This window comes from Paenibacillus sp. Y412MC10 (assembly GCF_000024685.1).
GTDB classification, from domain to species: domain Bacteria; phylum Bacillota; class Bacilli; order Paenibacillales; family Paenibacillaceae; genus Paenibacillus_AQ; species Paenibacillus_AQ lautus_A.
The window spans coordinates 963,187-979,396 of record NC_013406.1 but is presented as its reverse complement, the minus strand read 5'-3'; the positions used below and the strand labels follow the sequence as shown (position 1 = coordinate 979,396).

General features: G+C 54.6%; 12 protein-coding genes. 1 reads left to right on the top strand and 11 read right to left on the bottom strand.

All coding sequences use genetic code 11. The features are described 5' to 3' along the window. Nucleotides 1-52: 52 nt before the first annotated feature. From GYMC10_RS04170 to GYMC10_RS04120, 11 genes are all read right to left on the bottom strand, one after another. Nucleotides 53-2,125 carry a beta-galactosidase gene (locus GYMC10_RS04170; protein WP_012819003.1) on the bottom strand — a complete coding sequence of 691 codons (2,073 nt, stop codon included), beginning with the start codon at nt 2,123-2,125 and terminating at the stop codon, nt 53-55. A gap of 40 nt (nt 2,126-2,165) precedes the next feature. Continuing rightward, the gene (locus GYMC10_RS04165; RefSeq protein ID WP_009594891.1) at nt 2,166-3,044 is read right to left on the bottom strand and encodes a carbohydrate ABC transporter permease; all 879 of its coding nucleotides are present in this window, start codon (nt 3,042-3,044) and stop codon (nt 2,166-2,168) included. Nucleotides 3,045-3,065: 21 nt separating this feature from the next. Further along, nucleotides 3,066-3,956, bottom strand: coding sequence for an ABC transporter permease (locus GYMC10_RS04160; RefSeq protein ID WP_012819002.1), 891 nt, complete (start codon nt 3,954-3,956; stop codon nt 3,066-3,068). 173 nt (nt 3,957-4,129) lie between these two features. Continuing rightward, a complete protein-coding gene (locus GYMC10_RS04155; protein WP_012819001.1) occupies nt 4,130-5,815 on the bottom strand; it encodes an extracellular solute-binding protein in 1,686 nt (561 codons plus the stop codon). A gap of 97 nt (nt 5,816-5,912) precedes the next feature. Then, a complete protein-coding gene (locus GYMC10_RS04150) occupies nt 5,913-7,550 on the bottom strand; it encodes a response regulator (protein ID WP_012819000.1) in 1,638 nt (545 codons plus the stop codon). Then, on the bottom strand, nt 7,531-9,321 hold the full coding sequence (locus GYMC10_RS04145) for a sensor histidine kinase (protein WP_012818999.1): 1,791 nt from the start codon (nt 9,319-9,321) through the stop codon (nt 7,531-7,533). The genes GYMC10_RS04150 and GYMC10_RS04145 overlap by 20 nt, the downstream gene beginning before the upstream one ends. Before the next feature lie 256 nt (nt 9,322-9,577). Beyond that, nucleotides 9,578-11,092 (bottom strand): MDR family MFS transporter, encoded by a 1,515-nt coding sequence (locus GYMC10_RS04140; RefSeq protein WP_012818998.1) that lies wholly within the window; start codon nt 11,090-11,092, stop codon nt 9,578-9,580. 146 nt (nt 11,093-11,238) lie between these two features. After that, the gene (locus GYMC10_RS04135) at nt 11,239-12,870 is read right to left on the bottom strand and encodes an ABC transporter ATP-binding protein (protein WP_012818997.1); all 1,632 of its coding nucleotides are present in this window, start codon (nt 12,868-12,870) and stop codon (nt 11,239-11,241) included. A gap of 4 nt (nt 12,871-12,874) precedes the next feature. Further along, nucleotides 12,875-13,462, bottom strand: a complete 588-nt coding sequence (locus GYMC10_RS04130; RefSeq protein WP_012818996.1) for an ECF transporter S component — start codon at nt 13,460-13,462, stop codon at nt 12,875-12,877. A gap of 125 nt (nt 13,463-13,587) precedes the next feature. Then, nucleotides 13,588-14,346 carry an energy-coupling factor transporter transmembrane component T family protein gene (locus GYMC10_RS04125; RefSeq protein WP_012818995.1) on the bottom strand — a complete coding sequence of 253 codons (759 nt, stop codon included), beginning with the start codon at nt 14,344-14,346 and terminating at the stop codon, nt 13,588-13,590. A 19-nt stretch (nt 14,347-14,365) separates the two neighbouring features. Then, nucleotides 14,366-14,929 carry a GNAT family N-acetyltransferase gene (locus tag GYMC10_RS04120; RefSeq protein WP_012818994.1) on the bottom strand — a complete coding sequence of 188 codons (564 nt, stop codon included), beginning with the start codon at nt 14,927-14,929 and terminating at the stop codon, nt 14,366-14,368. Nucleotides 14,930-15,095: 166 nt separating this feature from the next. Between GYMC10_RS04120 and GYMC10_RS04115 the strand changes: the two genes are divergently transcribed. Continuing rightward, nucleotides 15,096-16,166 (top strand): alpha/beta hydrolase, encoded by a 1,071-nt coding sequence (locus GYMC10_RS04115; protein WP_012818993.1) that lies wholly within the window; start codon nt 15,096-15,098, stop codon nt 16,164-16,166. Nucleotides 16,167-16,210 lie beyond the last annotated feature (44 nt).

Here is a 16,210-nt window from a genome sequence, read left to right as displayed (position 1 = left end):
CCTGGAAGAGGCATGTTTTGAAACGAATCGGAACATGGAAGGCTGAGCCGGCTTACGCACTCGCCCCTTTTTTGATCACCTTCACTCCGTAAGGCGCCAACTCTAGCTCTGCCCCTTGGGCTTCGCACGAGATAAAATCACGGTAATCGGCTCCGTCCAGCGTGACCCGCTTCGCTTCGCCAGAGAAGTTCATCACAAAAATGTAATCTGACTCTCCATCCGTACGAATGGATGAGCTTACGCCCGAAGGCAGCTCCATCGGCAGCGCCCGGCGGACGCCTGTCTGTTCAACGAGCTTCCTGTAAAAATCGGAATGAAAAGGCTCCTTGTTCCGGGAGGCGATATAATAGGCCCGGCCCTTCCCAAGCTGATTGACCGTCAATGCTGGCCGTCCCGCATAGAAATCGGACCGGTAAACGGCCAGCGCCTCCGCCGTCTCCAGATGAATGAGGTCGCACAGCTCAACGGCTTCATAGGCCTCGGCCAAGCCAAGCCCCCCTCCGTCATTCGTTACGATCCCATTGACATCGTGATCATGGAGAGCATCGATTTCCTCCGACCATATGCCGAGCGTCTTACGAAGGGGACCCGGAAATCCGCCAAGGAAGCAAAGGTCAAACTCGTCGACGATTCCCGACCAATACGTCGCAACAAATGTGCCGCCCGCTTCCACAAATTGTTGAATCCGTTCGCCCACGCCTGGGCGCACCATGTACAGCATGGGGGCGACCACCAGTTTATATCCGGAGAAATCCTGCTCCATATCGATGACATCCATCGGGACTCCCTGCTTCCATAAAGCCCGGTAATGCTCTTGCACGGTCTCCTCATACTTGACTCCCTTATTCCGCGGACCTTGCGCATCGTTGATGGCCCAGCGGTTCTCCCAGTCAAAAATGACGGCCGCTTCCGCCGGAATGCCCGTTCCTACAACGGCATCCATCTTGTTGAGATAGTCCCCGACCTCAGCCACGTCGCCGAACACCCGCGTGTGTTCATGACCGACATGATCGACGACGGCGCCGTGCAGCTTCTCGCTCGATCCCCTGCTCTTGCGCCATTGAAAATATTGCACCGTATCCGAACCATGGGCAACGGCTTGCATGGAAGACAGCAAATGCATACCCGGGCGCTTCAGCTTGCTCACCGGCTGCCAGTTCGTCAAACTTGGGGTGCTCTCCATCAGCATCCACGGCTGCCCGCCTTTGATCGAGCGGACGATATCATGCATCATGGCAACGCGGGATGCCTGCGCGGCCTCATCCCCGCCCTGATCATGCCAGGTCGGATAGCTGTCCCAGGATACCACGTCCAGCAAATCGGCAAACTTCCAGTAATTCAGTCCTTCAAAATATTCCATCAGGTTGGTCGTCACCGGAAGGGATGGATTGACCCTGCGGAGGGGTTCCGTTTCGTGCCGGATGAAATCCGCCGTCTGATCGGTTACGAACCGTCTCCAATCCAGGTTCATTCCATGTACCTGCGTCTCCCCGTGCGGCGACGGAGATTCAACCTGGCTCCAATTCGTAATCGTATGGCTCCAGAATGCGGTCCACCAGGCATGGTTGAGGTCATCCAGCGTGGCGTACTTCGCCTGCAGCCAAGACCGGAATGCGTCCTGACAGTAGTCGCAGTGGCAATCGCCGCCAAACTCATTCGAGATATGCCAGCCGATCACGGCTGGATGGTTGCCGTACCGCTCCGCAAGCTTCCTGTTGATCGTATGGACCTTCTCCCGATAGACCGGTGAAGTATAACAGTGATTATGACGGAAGCCGTGCAGGTTACGAACGCGCCTCTCGCTTACGCGCAGCACCTCGGGATACTTCTCCGACATCCAGGCCGGTCTTGCGCCGCTTGGCGTAGCCAGAAAAGCATAAATTCCATTGTCGGCAAAGCGGTCCAATACGCCGTCAAGCCAATCAAACGTGAATACCCCTTCCTCGGGCTCCAATGAAACCCATGAAAATATGCCGACGGACATCACGTTGCAATTCGCCAGCTTCATCAGCCGGATATCCTCTTCGAGCACTTCGGGATAACGGAGCCATTGCTCCGGATTATAATCGGCGCCATGCAGCATGTGCGGAACCCGCGAGCTAATCGGATTAAACATTCGTTTCATAGTAGGTTAAACCTCCTGTTTCCTGATAGGATCGCATCTCTTATTCTTTGACAGAACCCAGCGTCATCCCTTTAACGAAAAAACGCTGCAAAAAAGGATAAACCAGCAGGATGGGCGCCGCGCCGATAAAGATCTGTGCGGCATTCACCGTCGTCTGGGACAACAGCTCCATCTCCTTCGGGCTCATGCTCATCGAGCTCATGTCCCGCTGGATAATGACCGTCTGCAGGAAGGTCGCCAGCGGGAAATCCTTGGCATTGTTCAGATACAGCAGCCCGTCAAACCACGAGTTCCAGTGGAACACCATGCTGAACAGCGCAATCGTGGCAATCGAGGGCAGCGAGATCGGCAAATAAATCTTAAACAGCGTTTTGAAATGGCCGGCTCCATCGATGAAAGCCGCTTCCTCCAGTTCTTTCGGAATTCCCCTGAAGAAGTTCAGCATCAGGATCACCAAAAAGGTGTTCACGGTGCCGGGGATCACCAGCACCCAGAAGGAGTTGATCAGGCCCAGCTTCTGAATCACGATATAGAACGGTACCAGGCCTCCATTGAACACCATGCTGAACACAAACAGCCAGGAATAAACACTGCGGCTGCGGAAGACGCGGTTCTCTTTGGACAGCGGATATGCGGCCAGAAACGTCACGGCAAGCGTCAAAGCCGTTCCCAGTACGGTACGTGCAATCGAGATCCAGATCGAGTGTAGAAATGCCGGGTTATTGATCGTTTTCTTGTAAGCTTCCAGCGAAAAATCGACCGGCCATAATCCCACCAGACTGGCGTCGGCAGCGGCTTTGGAGCTGAACGAAATCGCCAGCACATGAAGCAGCGGAATGATGCAGAGAATGGCCAGCGCGACCAGCAAGCAGGTATTAAACACGTTAAATATGCGGTATTCCATCGTTTTATGGTACATGGCTCTCCCTCTTTCGCTCTGCTAGAATATACGGTAGCCCGCCCACTTGTAGGCCAGCCGATAGGATACGAGAATAAGGACCATGCTGATCACGGATTTGAACAAGCCGATGGCCGTTCCGAACCCCATCTCGCCATTCAGGATCGCTGTTCGGTATACAAAGGTATCGATGATATCGCCTTTCTCGTATACCAGCGGATTGTACAGGTTGAAGATTTGGTCAAACCCGGCATTCAGGATGTTGCCGAGCGCCAAGGTCCCGACAACGATCGTGATGGGAATCATGGAAGGGATCGTGATATGAAGCGTTTGTTTCAGGCGTCCCGCTCCATCGATTTCCGCGGCTTCGTACAGGGTCGGGCTAACGCCGGCCAGCGCAGCCAGGAATACAATCGTATTGTAGCCAAACTCCTTCCAGACGTCGGATACGATCACCGTGAACCGGAACCAGTTATTGTCTCCGAGAAAAAAGATCGGATCGATGCCGACAGCGGCCAGAATTCGATTAACAAAGCCGTCGACGGCGAGCATTTCGATCAAAATTCCGCCCAGGATGACCCAGGACAAAAAGTGGGGCAAATACACCATCGTTTGGATGCTCCGCTGAAGCGCCGTTTTTCGGATTTCATTCAGCAGAATGGCAAACACGAACGGAATCAGCAGATTGAACACGATTTTCATCACCGCGATGACAAAGGTGTTCCATATGACCTGCATGCTGTCCTGCCTTTCAAACAAGTATCGGAAATTGTCCAAGCCCACCCATGCGGAGCCGCCAACGCCCTCCCACGGCTTAAAGTCCTGAAAAGCCATAATGATGCCGCCCATCGGCAAATAACTGAACAAGAACAGACAGATAAGGGCCGGCAGCAGCATGACGTGGAAAGGCCACGTTTTTTTCATCCTCTTCATCCAAGATCCTCCCGTTAAATCAATCTACCTCTTGATTATAGGACCCGTCCCACGGGGCGCAGTAGCCCACAAAACCAATATTCATGGCACGATAGCAATCATTTTGCAGCGTCTTACATGGAACAAAAAGGACGGCCCTAAGCAGGCCGCCCTTCATTACTCGGTAACCACAACTACTTCACGCTTTGATACCATTCGTTAACCTCTTTGGTGATCTGTTCCCCGCCTCCGGCTTTCCACGTTTCCACAAACGTATCAAAAGATTCAACGGGCTGTTTGCCGTAAATGATCTCGTTCAGGGTTTGGTTCTCGATCTTCAGGAGATAATCCCACTTCGATTTCATGGTGGCGGTTACCGGTCCCGTAAACATGTTCTTCTTGGAGATCTCCTCTTGGGAGAGCAGCACTTCCGCAGCGGCAGGGGTATCCTTGCCATAGTTGACCGCAACGTCCTTTTCGAGGCGGCTCTCCGGCTTCCCGCCTTTCGCCAGCTTCAGCAGCGCTTTCATCTGCTCGTCCGGAATGCGGGCACCGTCGCGGACCAGCAAATAACGGACGACATTCACGTAACCGCCTTGGATCTGATCGTTGGGCACCATTTCGCCATTGGCATCGAGCTCGAAGTCGTAGCCCTCGAACAGCCCGTTAGCAAATTCGCCGCCTTCCTTGGATACGGCAAAGTTATCGAACAGGTAGTTTTGATACGTGAAGAAGGCCTCAGGATGCTCCATATCTTTATGGATCAGGGTAACGCCGTTCGTATACTGCGTTCCATGGCGCATCGCAATGCCGTCAGGGCCAGCCGGAATCTGGACAGGCTTCCAGACGGCTTCCGGCGCATTCTTCACGGTATCGATCAGCGGCCAGCCGCTCATCCAGTAAGGCCCCGGAATGATGCCGGCCGTTCCGGCTACAGCCGGCTCCGCCGTTTTGTTCTCATCCCACAATGCGGCTTCCTTCGGAATGTATCCTTTATTCATCCACTCGTTCAGCTTCACCAAGCCTTGCTTCATGCCCGCATGGACCGAGCCGTATTCCAGGCTTCCGTCCTCAGCCACGTTCCACTGCTGCGGCAGCGTTCCGTAAGCGCCGAATATCCATGACGGATCGCCCATCCAGGTGCTCATGGACGTTTTGAAGCCGATGCTCAGCGGCGTGACTTTATCCGGAGCAAGACCGGACGGGTTCTGATTCTTGAAAGCATCCATCACCTGCTCAAGCTCATCCATCGTTTTCGGTGCGCTCATCCCCAGCTTGTCCAGCCAATCCTGCCGGATCCATAATACATAGTCGTGATTATAGGCAAAATCCAGAACCGGAAGCCCCATTCGCTTACCGTCCCGGCTGTACTGATTCCACACGTTGGGATCCAGATTCATCGCGTTCCTCCACGTTTCCGATGCATACTGGTCAAACAGCGTGCCGACCTCGGCAAACATGCCGGAATCGATCAAATCCTGGGCCAGCTGCTGATTTTCGGTGCCGAGCGTGACGATATCCGGCATTTCCTGTCCGGAGGACATGGCCAGCCGCAGCTTGGTTGCAAAAGCGCCGTTGGTATCCGTAATGGACCACAACGATTTGATGTTGATGCCAAACTTCTCCTTGGCCCACTTCGTAGCCACATTGTTCTCGATCGTTTCCCCATTCTTGAATTGAAGCGTCGGATCGACGCCCCACACCGTCGTAATCGTAACTTCCGGATCGTATTTCTCTTTGTAGACGTTTTCAGTTTTGGATTCGGCCGGCTGCTGCGCCGCTTCCGGTTTCGGCTCGCCGCCGGAGCATCCGGCCAAGGATCCGGCCAGGAGCAAGGACGCGGCCAGGATCGGGAACCATTTCTTTCTTCTAGCGGTCATCGTTAAATCCCCCTTCTACCACCTTATGGATTACATGTTTAATTATAGAGGGGCCGGCAGCCGCATCCTATGTCACGAATCGAAGATTTCTGCACCTTTAGCAACATCCTTGGTCTCTGTATTCGTTCGGGGTCATTCCGTAGTGCTTCCGGAACATCTTGCTGAAATACTGCGGATTCTGGTATCCGAGCTCAGCGGTAATTTCATAAATCTTCTTGTTCGTATGCTTCAGCAGATATAACGCCCGCTCCATTCGCTTGCGGATGATATAATCGCCGAGTCCCTCTCCGGTTTCGCTCTTATAAATCTTGGATAAATATACCGGATGCAGGAATACCCGGTCCGCAATCGTCTTGACGGACAGGTCGTGACCCGAATAGGCAGTCACCATCTCCTGGACCTGCTTGATGATATGGCTCTTGCTCGTTGTCTCCTGTTCGGACGAGATAACATGAAGTTTGTTCAGCATATCAAGCGACCAGGAGCGCAGCTTGGCAGCCGACTGAACCACCTGCTGAATATATAAGGGGTCCCAGCCGGCCTGGTCCAGCTGATGAATGTAATGCCCCTGCTTGTGAGCAAGGTACATGAAGGCATTCGCAACCGATAAAAATATTTCATACAACGCCGTCTGCCCGATGAATGCGGTTTCAACTTCTGCAAAGACTTGTTCTATTTTGTCGCGGGCGGCATCCCACTGCCTTGTTTCCAGCAGATGCAGCAGGCTGGGCGGCTTTGCAAACGCCTGGGTAACGTCCCATACAGGCTCATGCAGCCGGTCATCATGGTCTTCGGCGAATCGGATAGCTTCATGATCTCCGTTTCCCCAGAGGTAAAGCGAGCTTAGTCCCGACCGATAAACGGATCCCAGTTCCCCCGGAAAATCAAAGGAGTCTGACACGAAAACCGAAATGCTTCCCTTTAAATAGCTGCCCACATCCTGTTGAAACTGGGTTATATACCGTTTCAATTCGCGGGAATCCGCGAATGTTTCCATATCTCCAGCGTTCGGCACTCTCTTGGGCTGAGCCAATAGAATCAAACAATGATGCGGCGTTTTACAGGACCACACATGGAGCAGCTCGGCAAATACCTCCTCAGCAATGTTGCCGATGGCATATTCCATCAGTCCCACCGAATAGTCGTCCATTCCCGTAAACCTCTGCCCAAGCTGTATCAGCAGCATGATCGTCCGCTGGTCTGTTCGGAGCGGAATTTCATATTCATGAAGCTTGTGATCAAGCGAATGACGCGGCATCTCGCGTCCCAGCAAGAGATCATGCATGAGGCTGTTTCGCAGAATGCCGAGATCCGATTTGCGGCTGTACATCAGCTGATGGAAGTGCCCAAGCTCCTTCCGCTCCTCCTGGATCGACGCCAAGACGGAGCTCACGCTCCGCATGAATTCACCATCGTCCACCGGCTTCAAAATGTAATCGGATGCCTGCAGCCGAATCGCCTGCTTGGCATATTCAAAATCCGAATAACCCGTAAGTAAAATGCAGCGGATATGCGTCCAACGCTCGGTTATGGTCTCCATCAGCTCCAGGCCGGTCATCACCGGCATCCGAACATCCGTAACCACCACATCGATGTCCTGCTCCTCCAGCAGGTCGATCGCCTCCAGGGCGGAAGAAGCCTGATACACTTCTTCAATATCCAGCTCACGCCATGGTATCGTCTGATATAAACTTTCCGTAACATAACTCTCGTCATCAACCAATAAGATATTCATCGACTCTTTGCCCCCTGCCCTGACTTTGATTGCTCCTTCCCAAGCGTTCCGGCAATGGCCAGTAGAGCACAGCCCGTACGCCGCCTTGCGGAGATGCCGCAAACCGCAGGCCGGCTTCTTCGCCATAACGCAGCCGCATGCGCTGGTGAACATTCCAGACGCCGCAGCCCATCTCCTGATCCATCGGCCTGTTCAGCCGGGCCTCCAGCTCGGCCAGCTTCTCCCCGTTCATGCCGATTCCGTTATCATCCACTTGAATGCAGGCCAGACCGTTCACAATCCGGAAGGTTACCCTGATTTCACCGTCGCCCGAATGAGGTTCAATGCCATGCAGCACGGCATTCTCCACCAAGGGCTGAATGACCAGCGGCGGGATCTCCATGCCTTCCGCTTCCTCCGTCAAAACAAGATGATATTGGAGACGCCTCATCCGCATCTGCTGGATTTCCAGATAATGCGTAACGAACTCCACTTCGTCCGACAAGGGAACCAGTTCCCTTTCCTGACGCGTGGTGTAGCGGAAATACCGGGATAAGCTGTGCGACATCGCCACTACGGCTTCGTATTTCCGAAGCTTCGCCATGCTGGTAATAAACGAGAAGCAATTGTAGAAGAAATGGGGATTGATCTGGGACTGCAGCTGCTTCAGCTTCGCTTCCCTGACATGGATCTTCTCCATGTATACATGCTCGAACAGCTCCTGAATCTGCTCCACCATCGAGTTGAATCTCGTGGCCAGAAAACTGAACTCGTTACGGCCCGCTACCTTCATCCTTACCCCGTAATCCCCGGCTTGGAGCCTTCGGAACACATAAACCAGCTGCTTGATCGGAACCTGAACCTGGGAGTACAGCAGATATGCGGCGAGGCAGCTCATCAGGAGCAATGCTGCGATCGAAATATAAAAGAGCCTGTTCGACGTATGGATCGGCTTCATAATGTCCGATAGCGGAATATAGTCTATCAAATACCATCCGGTCGTTTCCGATAATACGATGCTGACCGAATAGGTTTTGCCGCCCACTTCCTTCACGCGGTTCTCCACGTCTTCGAGCGGCTCCCGATCCAGCTCCGCCATCATATGGTTAATCAGTTCCTGGTCTGCGGTACGGTTGTAGATAACGCCCGAATCCGGTTTATAGTAGAACGGATCGCTCCTTCCGTCGCTCTTAAAGCGGTCCAGCATATCCTGGATGTTGGTGCTGTCGAATTCAACCTTGATCACGGTATTCGACTTGCCCGTACGATGCTGGGTGGAATACGGTGCCACCGAATACCAGACAAACAGGAAACGCCGGTCGCTCCCCTCGTAATAAGGAGTGACCTGCCACCCCGGCTTCACGTCCTCCGCAAGCTCCTCGGGCGAATAAAACCCGGCATCGCTTTCGGTGACCACCCGCCCGAGGGATGGGGAATAAATGGCCAGATGGCTCCGCCAGTTCGAAGAGCTCTCCTGTATGCTCAGCTTCGTCTGAATTTGCTTCACCAGATTAATCGCGTCCAGGTTCAGATACTTATCCTGCAAATAGATATCCCGAAAGCTTGAGATGTCCGGGTCATGCAGGAGCAAATTCGGCCATGATGCCAAAATATCGATATTGGTATTCACCTGATTCTGAAAAAAAACAAGCTGGTTCGTATTCGATTGGCTGAGCTCCTTGCTGAGCACGTTCGTCGTGGTTTGGTTCGAATAGAAATAGAGGCCGACAATCGGAATCAACATCAGAAAAATGAACAGGACGATTTTTCGGAACAGATTAAATTTGGACATACATCGGCAGCCCCTTGGTTTATGTAGTGTGAGAAGTCATTTATAGCGAAATATGTTTATTATATCGGAGTTCGCCCTGTGCCGTGTAGGGCATAAAAGCAAGATTTCGGGCACTTTCGAAGGGATTGTTACGACATGGACGTTTGCGCAGCCCACAAAGAGCGCATCCAACAAAAAAACAGGATCACGGCCTCAAAGAGACCGGGGTCCTGTTACATTTTTATTATGAAATATATGCCTTACATGCGTCCATCGATCAATGGCCTGACGGTTGTTCCTCTCCCGCCTCCGGTTCAGGGGGCGCATTGCGGAAGGCGGCCACGATCAACATACAGATCACCGCCATCACGGCCATCACCACGAACAGGGAATTAAGGCTTCCCTCCAGTATTCCGCTCAACAGGCTGCCTGACCCTTCCGGCAGTTCGGCCATTCCATGCGGGGAGAGCAATTTGTTAATGTCGTCGCTCGTAATGCCGGCCGCATCCGGCTCAGCGGCAAGCCTGCCCGCGATTCCCGCATTGACCCATAATCCGAACACCGCTACGCCAACGGTCTGACCGAACGTCCGGATGAAGGAGTTCAGCGCCGTGGAAGCTCCGCGAACCTCATAGCCGACCGAGGATTGCGCAATGATCTGAAACAAGGTGGAGATATAACCGAAGCCGACGCCATAAATGAACGTAAAGACCAGCAGCACGCCCAGCGCCGTATCCTTATGCATGAACGCCAATCCCACCGCTCCGATGATTAGGAGCACAACGCCGATCAGCGCCGTTTTCCGGGAGCCGGATTTAACGATCAGGCGACCGCTGATGATCGAGCCGATCAGCCATCCGATCGACATCGGGGCCAGCGTCAGACCCGACAAGGTGGCGTTGCCGCCACGAACGCCTTGAATCCACAGCGGCAAATACGTGGTCAACCCGATGATAAGCGCACTTACCAGAATATTGGCTATCGTCGATACTGTAATATCCCGGATCTTGAACAGATGGAGCGGCAGCATCGGCTCCTTCACCCTGTTCTCCACCACCAGGAACGCAGCGAGCAGCACCACGGAACCGATCATCAGACCGAGCATGAACGGAGAATTCCAGGAATAGCTCTCCCCGCCGCCGACCGCGAGCGCAAACAGCAGCGCCGTCATTCCCACGGTAAACAGGGCCGCTCCCCCGTAATCGATCGATACTTCGCGGGCGTTGCGCTCCTCTTTGAAATAACGGAAAATCAGCCATATCGATAACAGCCCGAACGGAACATTAAAAACAAAAATCCAGTGCCAGGACAAGTAATCCACGAAATACCCGCCAAGCAGCGGTCCGATCAGCGAGGAAATTCCCCAAACGGAGCTGATCATCCCTTGAATCTTCCCTCGTTCCTCCAGATTGTAAATGTCTCCGACAATCGTGAAGGTCACCGGTATAACCGCACCGGCTCCGATCCCTTGGATTGCCCTGAAAATGATCAGCTGCGTCATGTTCTGCGACAGCCCGCACAGCAATGAGCCTACGAGAAAGATCAGCGAGCCGTATAAAAATACGGGCTTGCGTCCATATAAATCGCTTATTTTACCGAAGATCGGCGTCGTTACGGCCATCGTCAGCAGATAGGCCGTAAAAATCCAGCTCATCAGGCTTACGCTGCCGAAGCTGCTGATAATGGCCGGACCCGCCGGGCCGACAACCGTTCCTTCGATCGCAGCCATAAAGGTGGATAACAGAATACCGACCAGGATATAACTGCGTTTGTCTTGTCTTAATACACCCACATTCCTTCGTCCCCTTTACTCTAGACGGCCCCGGCATGACTCCTGTCCCTGCCGATCCTATTAGGACAAAACCGGGGCCAACAGCATAAAAGCGCCTCCCGATACCAGGAGCGCTTTCACATCATGTAACATTTCTATTATAAAGGTTACCGCGAAGGTTGCACAGACATTTTCCCGTTCCGAAGATGAATAAAGGAAGTGGCGTGCCGCTTCATGAGCTCGGGATCGTGCGTGATCATCAGGATGGCCGAGCCTTCCCCGATGACATAACGGCACAGCTCGGTTACTTTATCGATGGCGGCATAGTCCATTCCCGAGGTCGGCTCGTCCAGGATATACAGCGGTCTTTCCAGCATCAATTGGCTGATGATGCTTAAGAGACGCTTCTCGCCTTGACTAAGCAAATAAGGAGACATTTGAAGACGATCCGTAAGTCCCGCCATCTCTAACAGAACCCTCGCCCGCTGCTGCTGGCCGGCCGTCAGCTCCGGGCGCTTCTTCACGGACATCCCGCCATGGAGGCTGTAGATCAGCTCCTCCCAAACATTCGGGGCCGTAAACATATATTCCGGCTGCTGGAACACGTAGCCGATCAACTCGGCCCTGCGGTAGACGGCCATTCCCTTCGTATCTTCCCCTTGCCAGCGTATGCTGCCTGCCGGAGCCCGCAGCAGGCCCATGATCAGGCGGCTGAGCGTCGTTTTGCCCGATCCGTTCTCCCCCGTCAGCAGCACCCAGTCGCCGGGATCAATCTTCGCATCGATGTCGCGCAGCGCCTCCCGTCCGCCGGGATACGCAAACGTCAGCGAATCGATCCGGAGCAGCGGGGAGACGGCAGACAGCCTGGCGCCTTCTGCATGGAATTCCGCCGCAGGTACGGAACCTGCAGGAACTGGCTTGCCCGCATGGGATACCGCCGCAGGCGCGGAACCTGCGGGGACCGGCAATTCCGCATGGCGCGCTGCCGGATGCGGGGGAGTTGCTGCCGGGACAGGCTTGTCCCCGGCGGCGGCACTCGCTGCCTCGCCTGCGGGCCGAGGCAGCAAGCCCAGCTGCACCAGGTGCTCCCCGCAGCGGTGCAGCAGCTCCTCCGGCGGCCCGTCGAGCACGACGGTGCCGCCGTCCAGGACGATGACGCGCCCAGCGGCGCGCGCGACATCGTCAAAGCGGCCGGACGCGGTGATCAGCGTCCGGCCCTCCGCCTGCAGCTTATGGCACAGCTGCAGGAAGTTCGCCTGCGCCGCGGCATCCAGGCTGGCGCAGGCGTCGTCGAAGACGAAGAGCCGCGGGCGCAGCGCCAGCACCGCGGCCAAGGCCGTGCGCTGCCGCTGTCCGCCGGACAGGCTGCGCACCGGATCGGTCCGCCGGTGAAGCAGCCCGACCTCCGCAAGGGACTGCACCACCCGCTCCTCGATTTCCGCGGGCGGAACCCGCATATTTTCAGGACCGAAGGCCGCTTCGTCCTCGACGATCCCCTGAACGAGCTGGGCATCCGGATCCTGAAACAGCACCCCGACCGCATCCGCTACGTCGGCTATCGGCGCCGCTGCAGGATCCATGCCGTCCAGCAGCACTTCCCCCGTTCTTGCGCCTCCGCCGCTCCGCGGAAGAAGGCCGCATAACAGCTGGCACAGCGTCGACTTCCCGCTGCCGCTGGCACCAAGAATCGCGACCCAATCGCTCTCCGCTATGTCCAGATTCATATCGTGGATAACCGGATGTTCCTCTCCGTCATAGCGGAATCCCAGTCCCCGGCATGACACCCTTGTTCCCGACATCGGTCTATCCCTTAACCGCGACGGCGAAACGGCGAAGCAGGCCCGTCTTCACTAATGCCTCGCCTAAAACCTTGGTTAATAGGCCGCAGAGGAGAACGCCGCTCAGAATACGCACCACCAGCGCAATGCCAAGCACTTCGATCGGCCAGGACGTATACCCGAACATGTTGGCCGCGAACAGGAACCAGAGCGGTACCATCGCCCCGCCAACCAGCATTAGAGCGCTTGCGCTCCACTTTTTGTATCGGTAGATCGCGAAAATCGTCTCCGCCACGATCATGTAGCAGCCTGCGGCCACAAAACACGAAGCAATGCCGTATACCGTACCGGTCAGAGCCTGAATCGTGCCGCCGATCGCAAACGTGACAACCGCCGTTCCCGGTTTACGAATGATGTAGTAAGCCAAGAGTCCATAAACCATGTAGATTCCCGTCGTCGTCGAAGTGGCGATGGGTCCGCCCAGACTGTTCAACAGCTTGTTAACCGGCCCTATGTATACGGTGAGAACGGCATTAACGGCAGCAAGCATTGCCATCAGGATAATCTCCTGCGTCGTAAAAGCAAACCATTTTTTCTGTGATGATGAATTCAAAGGTAGTCCTCCTTCATACCAGCCGCCGTCGGCGGCTGTGCTAGCGTTCGTCAACGCTTCTTTTCATATTTTGCACACTTCGGCTCTTAACGTCAACCCATTTTTCGTTCTTTAAGGTTAACAATTTAGGTAATCCACCACACGAAAACCGTTGCCAGTACATACATAACTGCCGATGCGACCGCCCATGAAGGAATGTTAACCTCCGTGCGATAGGTTCGGTCCGGGTATGCGCCAAATCCTTTGGATTCCATTGCGCCCGCCGTTTGCTGAACACGACGCAGCGCATTAAGCAGGACAGCCGAAACAAACTTCAATCCGTAGCCGATGCGGCTTCCGAGTCCCTTGGGCGGTCGATGGCCCCTTACCTGCTGGGCAGCCAGAATATGGGCACCCTCCTCCTCCAACAGCGGAATGAAGGTCAGCGCAGCGGATACGCCAAACGCAAACCGGTAAGGGATTCGAAGACGTCGGGTCAGCTCGGCAACCAGTTCTCTCGGATCCGTCGTCAAGATATACGCCATCGAGGTCAGAAACAACGTAAACATCCGGAGCGACATGGCACCCGCGGCGTTCAGAGCCTCAACCGTCAGGGTGATGGGTCCCCACTGCAGCCATACGGTGTCCCCTTGGACCGTCAAGCTGGTCAGAATGAAGTAGGGTATCGCAACGATTGCAATGAGCCGGATCCCTCCCAGCAGACGCTTGCAAGACACCTGGCCGGCGAATCGGGCTTGGCCGATGCATAACAGGAGAAACAACGCCTGCTGCCAGGCTTGGTCGAGCAGCATGGCGATTACCGCTGTACAGAACAGGATCACCAGCTTGCTTAAAGGATCATATCGATGAAGAAGCGTGCCGCCCTTCTCATATTGAATCAGCATATTCCACCAACTGCCTCTCTTATAGCGTGTTCCATTCTCGTCTCAATCGCGAAAAAACGACGGCATCGACATAACCGCCGGACGTAAGGCGATAATCGCGAAGCACTCCTTCGCGCATATAACCGTTCTTCGCAAACCATCGGCATGCACGCTCATTTCTTGAATCGACGAAAGCCTCGATTCTATTTAGTCCCATGGACGCGTACCCGAAAGCCGCAACCAGTTCGGCCGCCTCGGTCATATAGCCCTTCCCCCAATAACCGCTTGCCAGCTCACACCCAAACTCGCCCTTGAACGCGCCCTCCAGCTGCCATATATTAAATCCGCAGCTGCCGATCAATTGGCCTGTTTCGGTGATCTCTATGCCCCAGCGAATGGCTTCGTCCTGCTCGGCAAGCCGTTGCAGCCACTCAATCAGTGCCTTTGCGTCCTCGGCTGAATCCATGACGGGCATATCCAGAAAGGCGGTTACGGCGGGATCGGACCAACAGCCCAGCATCGCTTCCGCATCCTCCCTCTCCATCCTTCGCAGCCGGATCCGCCGCCCCTTCATTCCCGGAACGATTCCTTCGCATCTGTACATGGTATTCCACCCCCTCGCAAAAAAACTGACTTGCATCGGCTGTTTCCGGTGATACTATGTGCGTGTATAAAAGAGTATAGCGAAAATCAATCCGTATCCTGGTCCCCCATCAACATCTTAGAGCTGGATGTATATATATTGATGGATTCGGGAGGCTTCCGTCAATATGCTTGTCACGGCTCCCTTGTACAGTGCGGAAGAAGGAGGAAGTCATCTGAGTATGTATATCGCGATTGTCTTGCTGTTCACCGTCGTTGTCATTGCCGCTGCCATTACGCAAATCGGATATCTGCAGATCACGCGGATGCGCGTAAAGAATGACCTCAAGCTGTTCACGGTGCTGGAAAAAGCCGGACTGTACAGCAGAGAGAAATATGAATCGCTTCAAAAGAACGAAGTGGCGATCAAGAGCTTTGACGGGTTGAAGCTGTGCGGCGCAGCCATTCTAAACAATCCCGGCTCCAAGCACTGGATGCTTCTTGCCCACGGCTATACCGGTTCGCGAGCCGTATCCACCCAATTCATTGATTTGTTTACGGAAGAGGGGTACAACGTGCTCCTGATCGATCAGCGCCGGCATGGACGAAGCGAAGGACGCTATACCACCTACGGTTATTATGAGAAACACGACGTGCAGGCGTGGGTGCGCTGGATTACCCGCAAATACGGCGAGGATGTGGCAATCGGGCTGCATGGACAATCGCTGGGAGGCGGAACCGTGCTGGAGTATTTATCCATTGCCGATCCGCAGGTCAAGCTTGTCATCGCGGATTGCCCGTATTCCGATTTGACGGATTTAATGCGGCATCAGCTTACGCGCATCAACAAAATCCCCTCCGTGCCGTTCCTGTCCTGGGTGAACGCCAGAATTCGGCGTAAAGCCGGGTTCAGCCTCGATCAGGTCAGCCCGATCCGTGCTGTTCGGAACAGCACGCTTCCGGTTATGTTCATCCATGGCACCAAGGATAATTACGTGCCTACCCGAATGAGCATCGAGATGTACGAAGCCAAACCGGACCCGAAACAACTTCTTCTTATCGAAGGCGCTATCCATGCGAACGCTTATCATGTGGATCCCGAGCAATATCGGGAAGGCGTGCACTCTTTCCTTCGTGAACATATAGATCAACCCGTCCAGGCACCGCTTCCGGCAGCTGCCCGCGCAGCGCAGCCGGAAGCAGCGCCAGCCCAAAATACCTTCCATCTGGAACTGGACGGATCCCTTGAGACAGTATAGGACGGCGGCTCAAAAAGCCCCCGCACTGCACGCTGGATCCGCGT

What these genes read in the sequence shown, in the direction of transcription:
- GYMC10_RS04170 (WP_012819003.1), bottom strand. Translation starts at nt 2,125, where the DNA reads ATGAAACGAATGTTTAATCCGATTAGCTCGCGGGTTCCGCACATGCTG.
- GYMC10_RS04165 (WP_009594891.1), bottom strand. Translation starts at nt 3,044, where the DNA reads ATGTACCATAAAACGATGGAATACCGCATATTTAACGTGTTTAATACC.
- GYMC10_RS04160 (WP_012819002.1), bottom strand. Translation starts at nt 3,956, where the DNA reads ATGAAGAGGATGAAAAAAACGTGGCCTTTCCACGTCATGCTGCTGCCG.
- GYMC10_RS04155 (WP_012819001.1), bottom strand. Translation starts at nt 5,815, where the DNA reads ATGACCGCTAGAAGAAAGAAATGGTTCCCGATCCTGGCCGCGTCCTTG.
- GYMC10_RS04150 (WP_012819000.1), bottom strand. Translation starts at nt 7,550, where the DNA reads ATGAATATCTTATTGGTTGATGACGAGAGTTATGTTACGGAAAGTTTA.
- GYMC10_RS04145 (WP_012818999.1), bottom strand. Translation starts at nt 9,321, where the DNA reads ATGTCCAAATTTAATCTGTTCCGAAAAATCGTCCTGTTCATTTTTCTG.
- GYMC10_RS04135 (WP_012818997.1), bottom strand. Translation starts at nt 12,870, where the DNA reads ATGTCGGGAACAAGGGTGTCATGCCGGGGACTGGGATTCCGCTATGAC.
- GYMC10_RS04125 (WP_012818995.1), bottom strand. Translation starts at nt 14,346, where the DNA reads ATGCTGATTCAATATGAGAAGGGCGGCACGCTTCTTCATCGATATGAT.
- GYMC10_RS04120 (WP_012818994.1), bottom strand. Translation starts at nt 14,929, where the DNA reads ATGTACAGATGCGAAGGAATCGTTCCGGGAATGAAGGGGCGGCGGATC.
- GYMC10_RS04115 (WP_012818993.1), top strand. Translation starts at nt 15,096, where the DNA reads ATGCTTGTCACGGCTCCCTTGTACAGTGCGGAAGAAGGAGGAAGTCAT.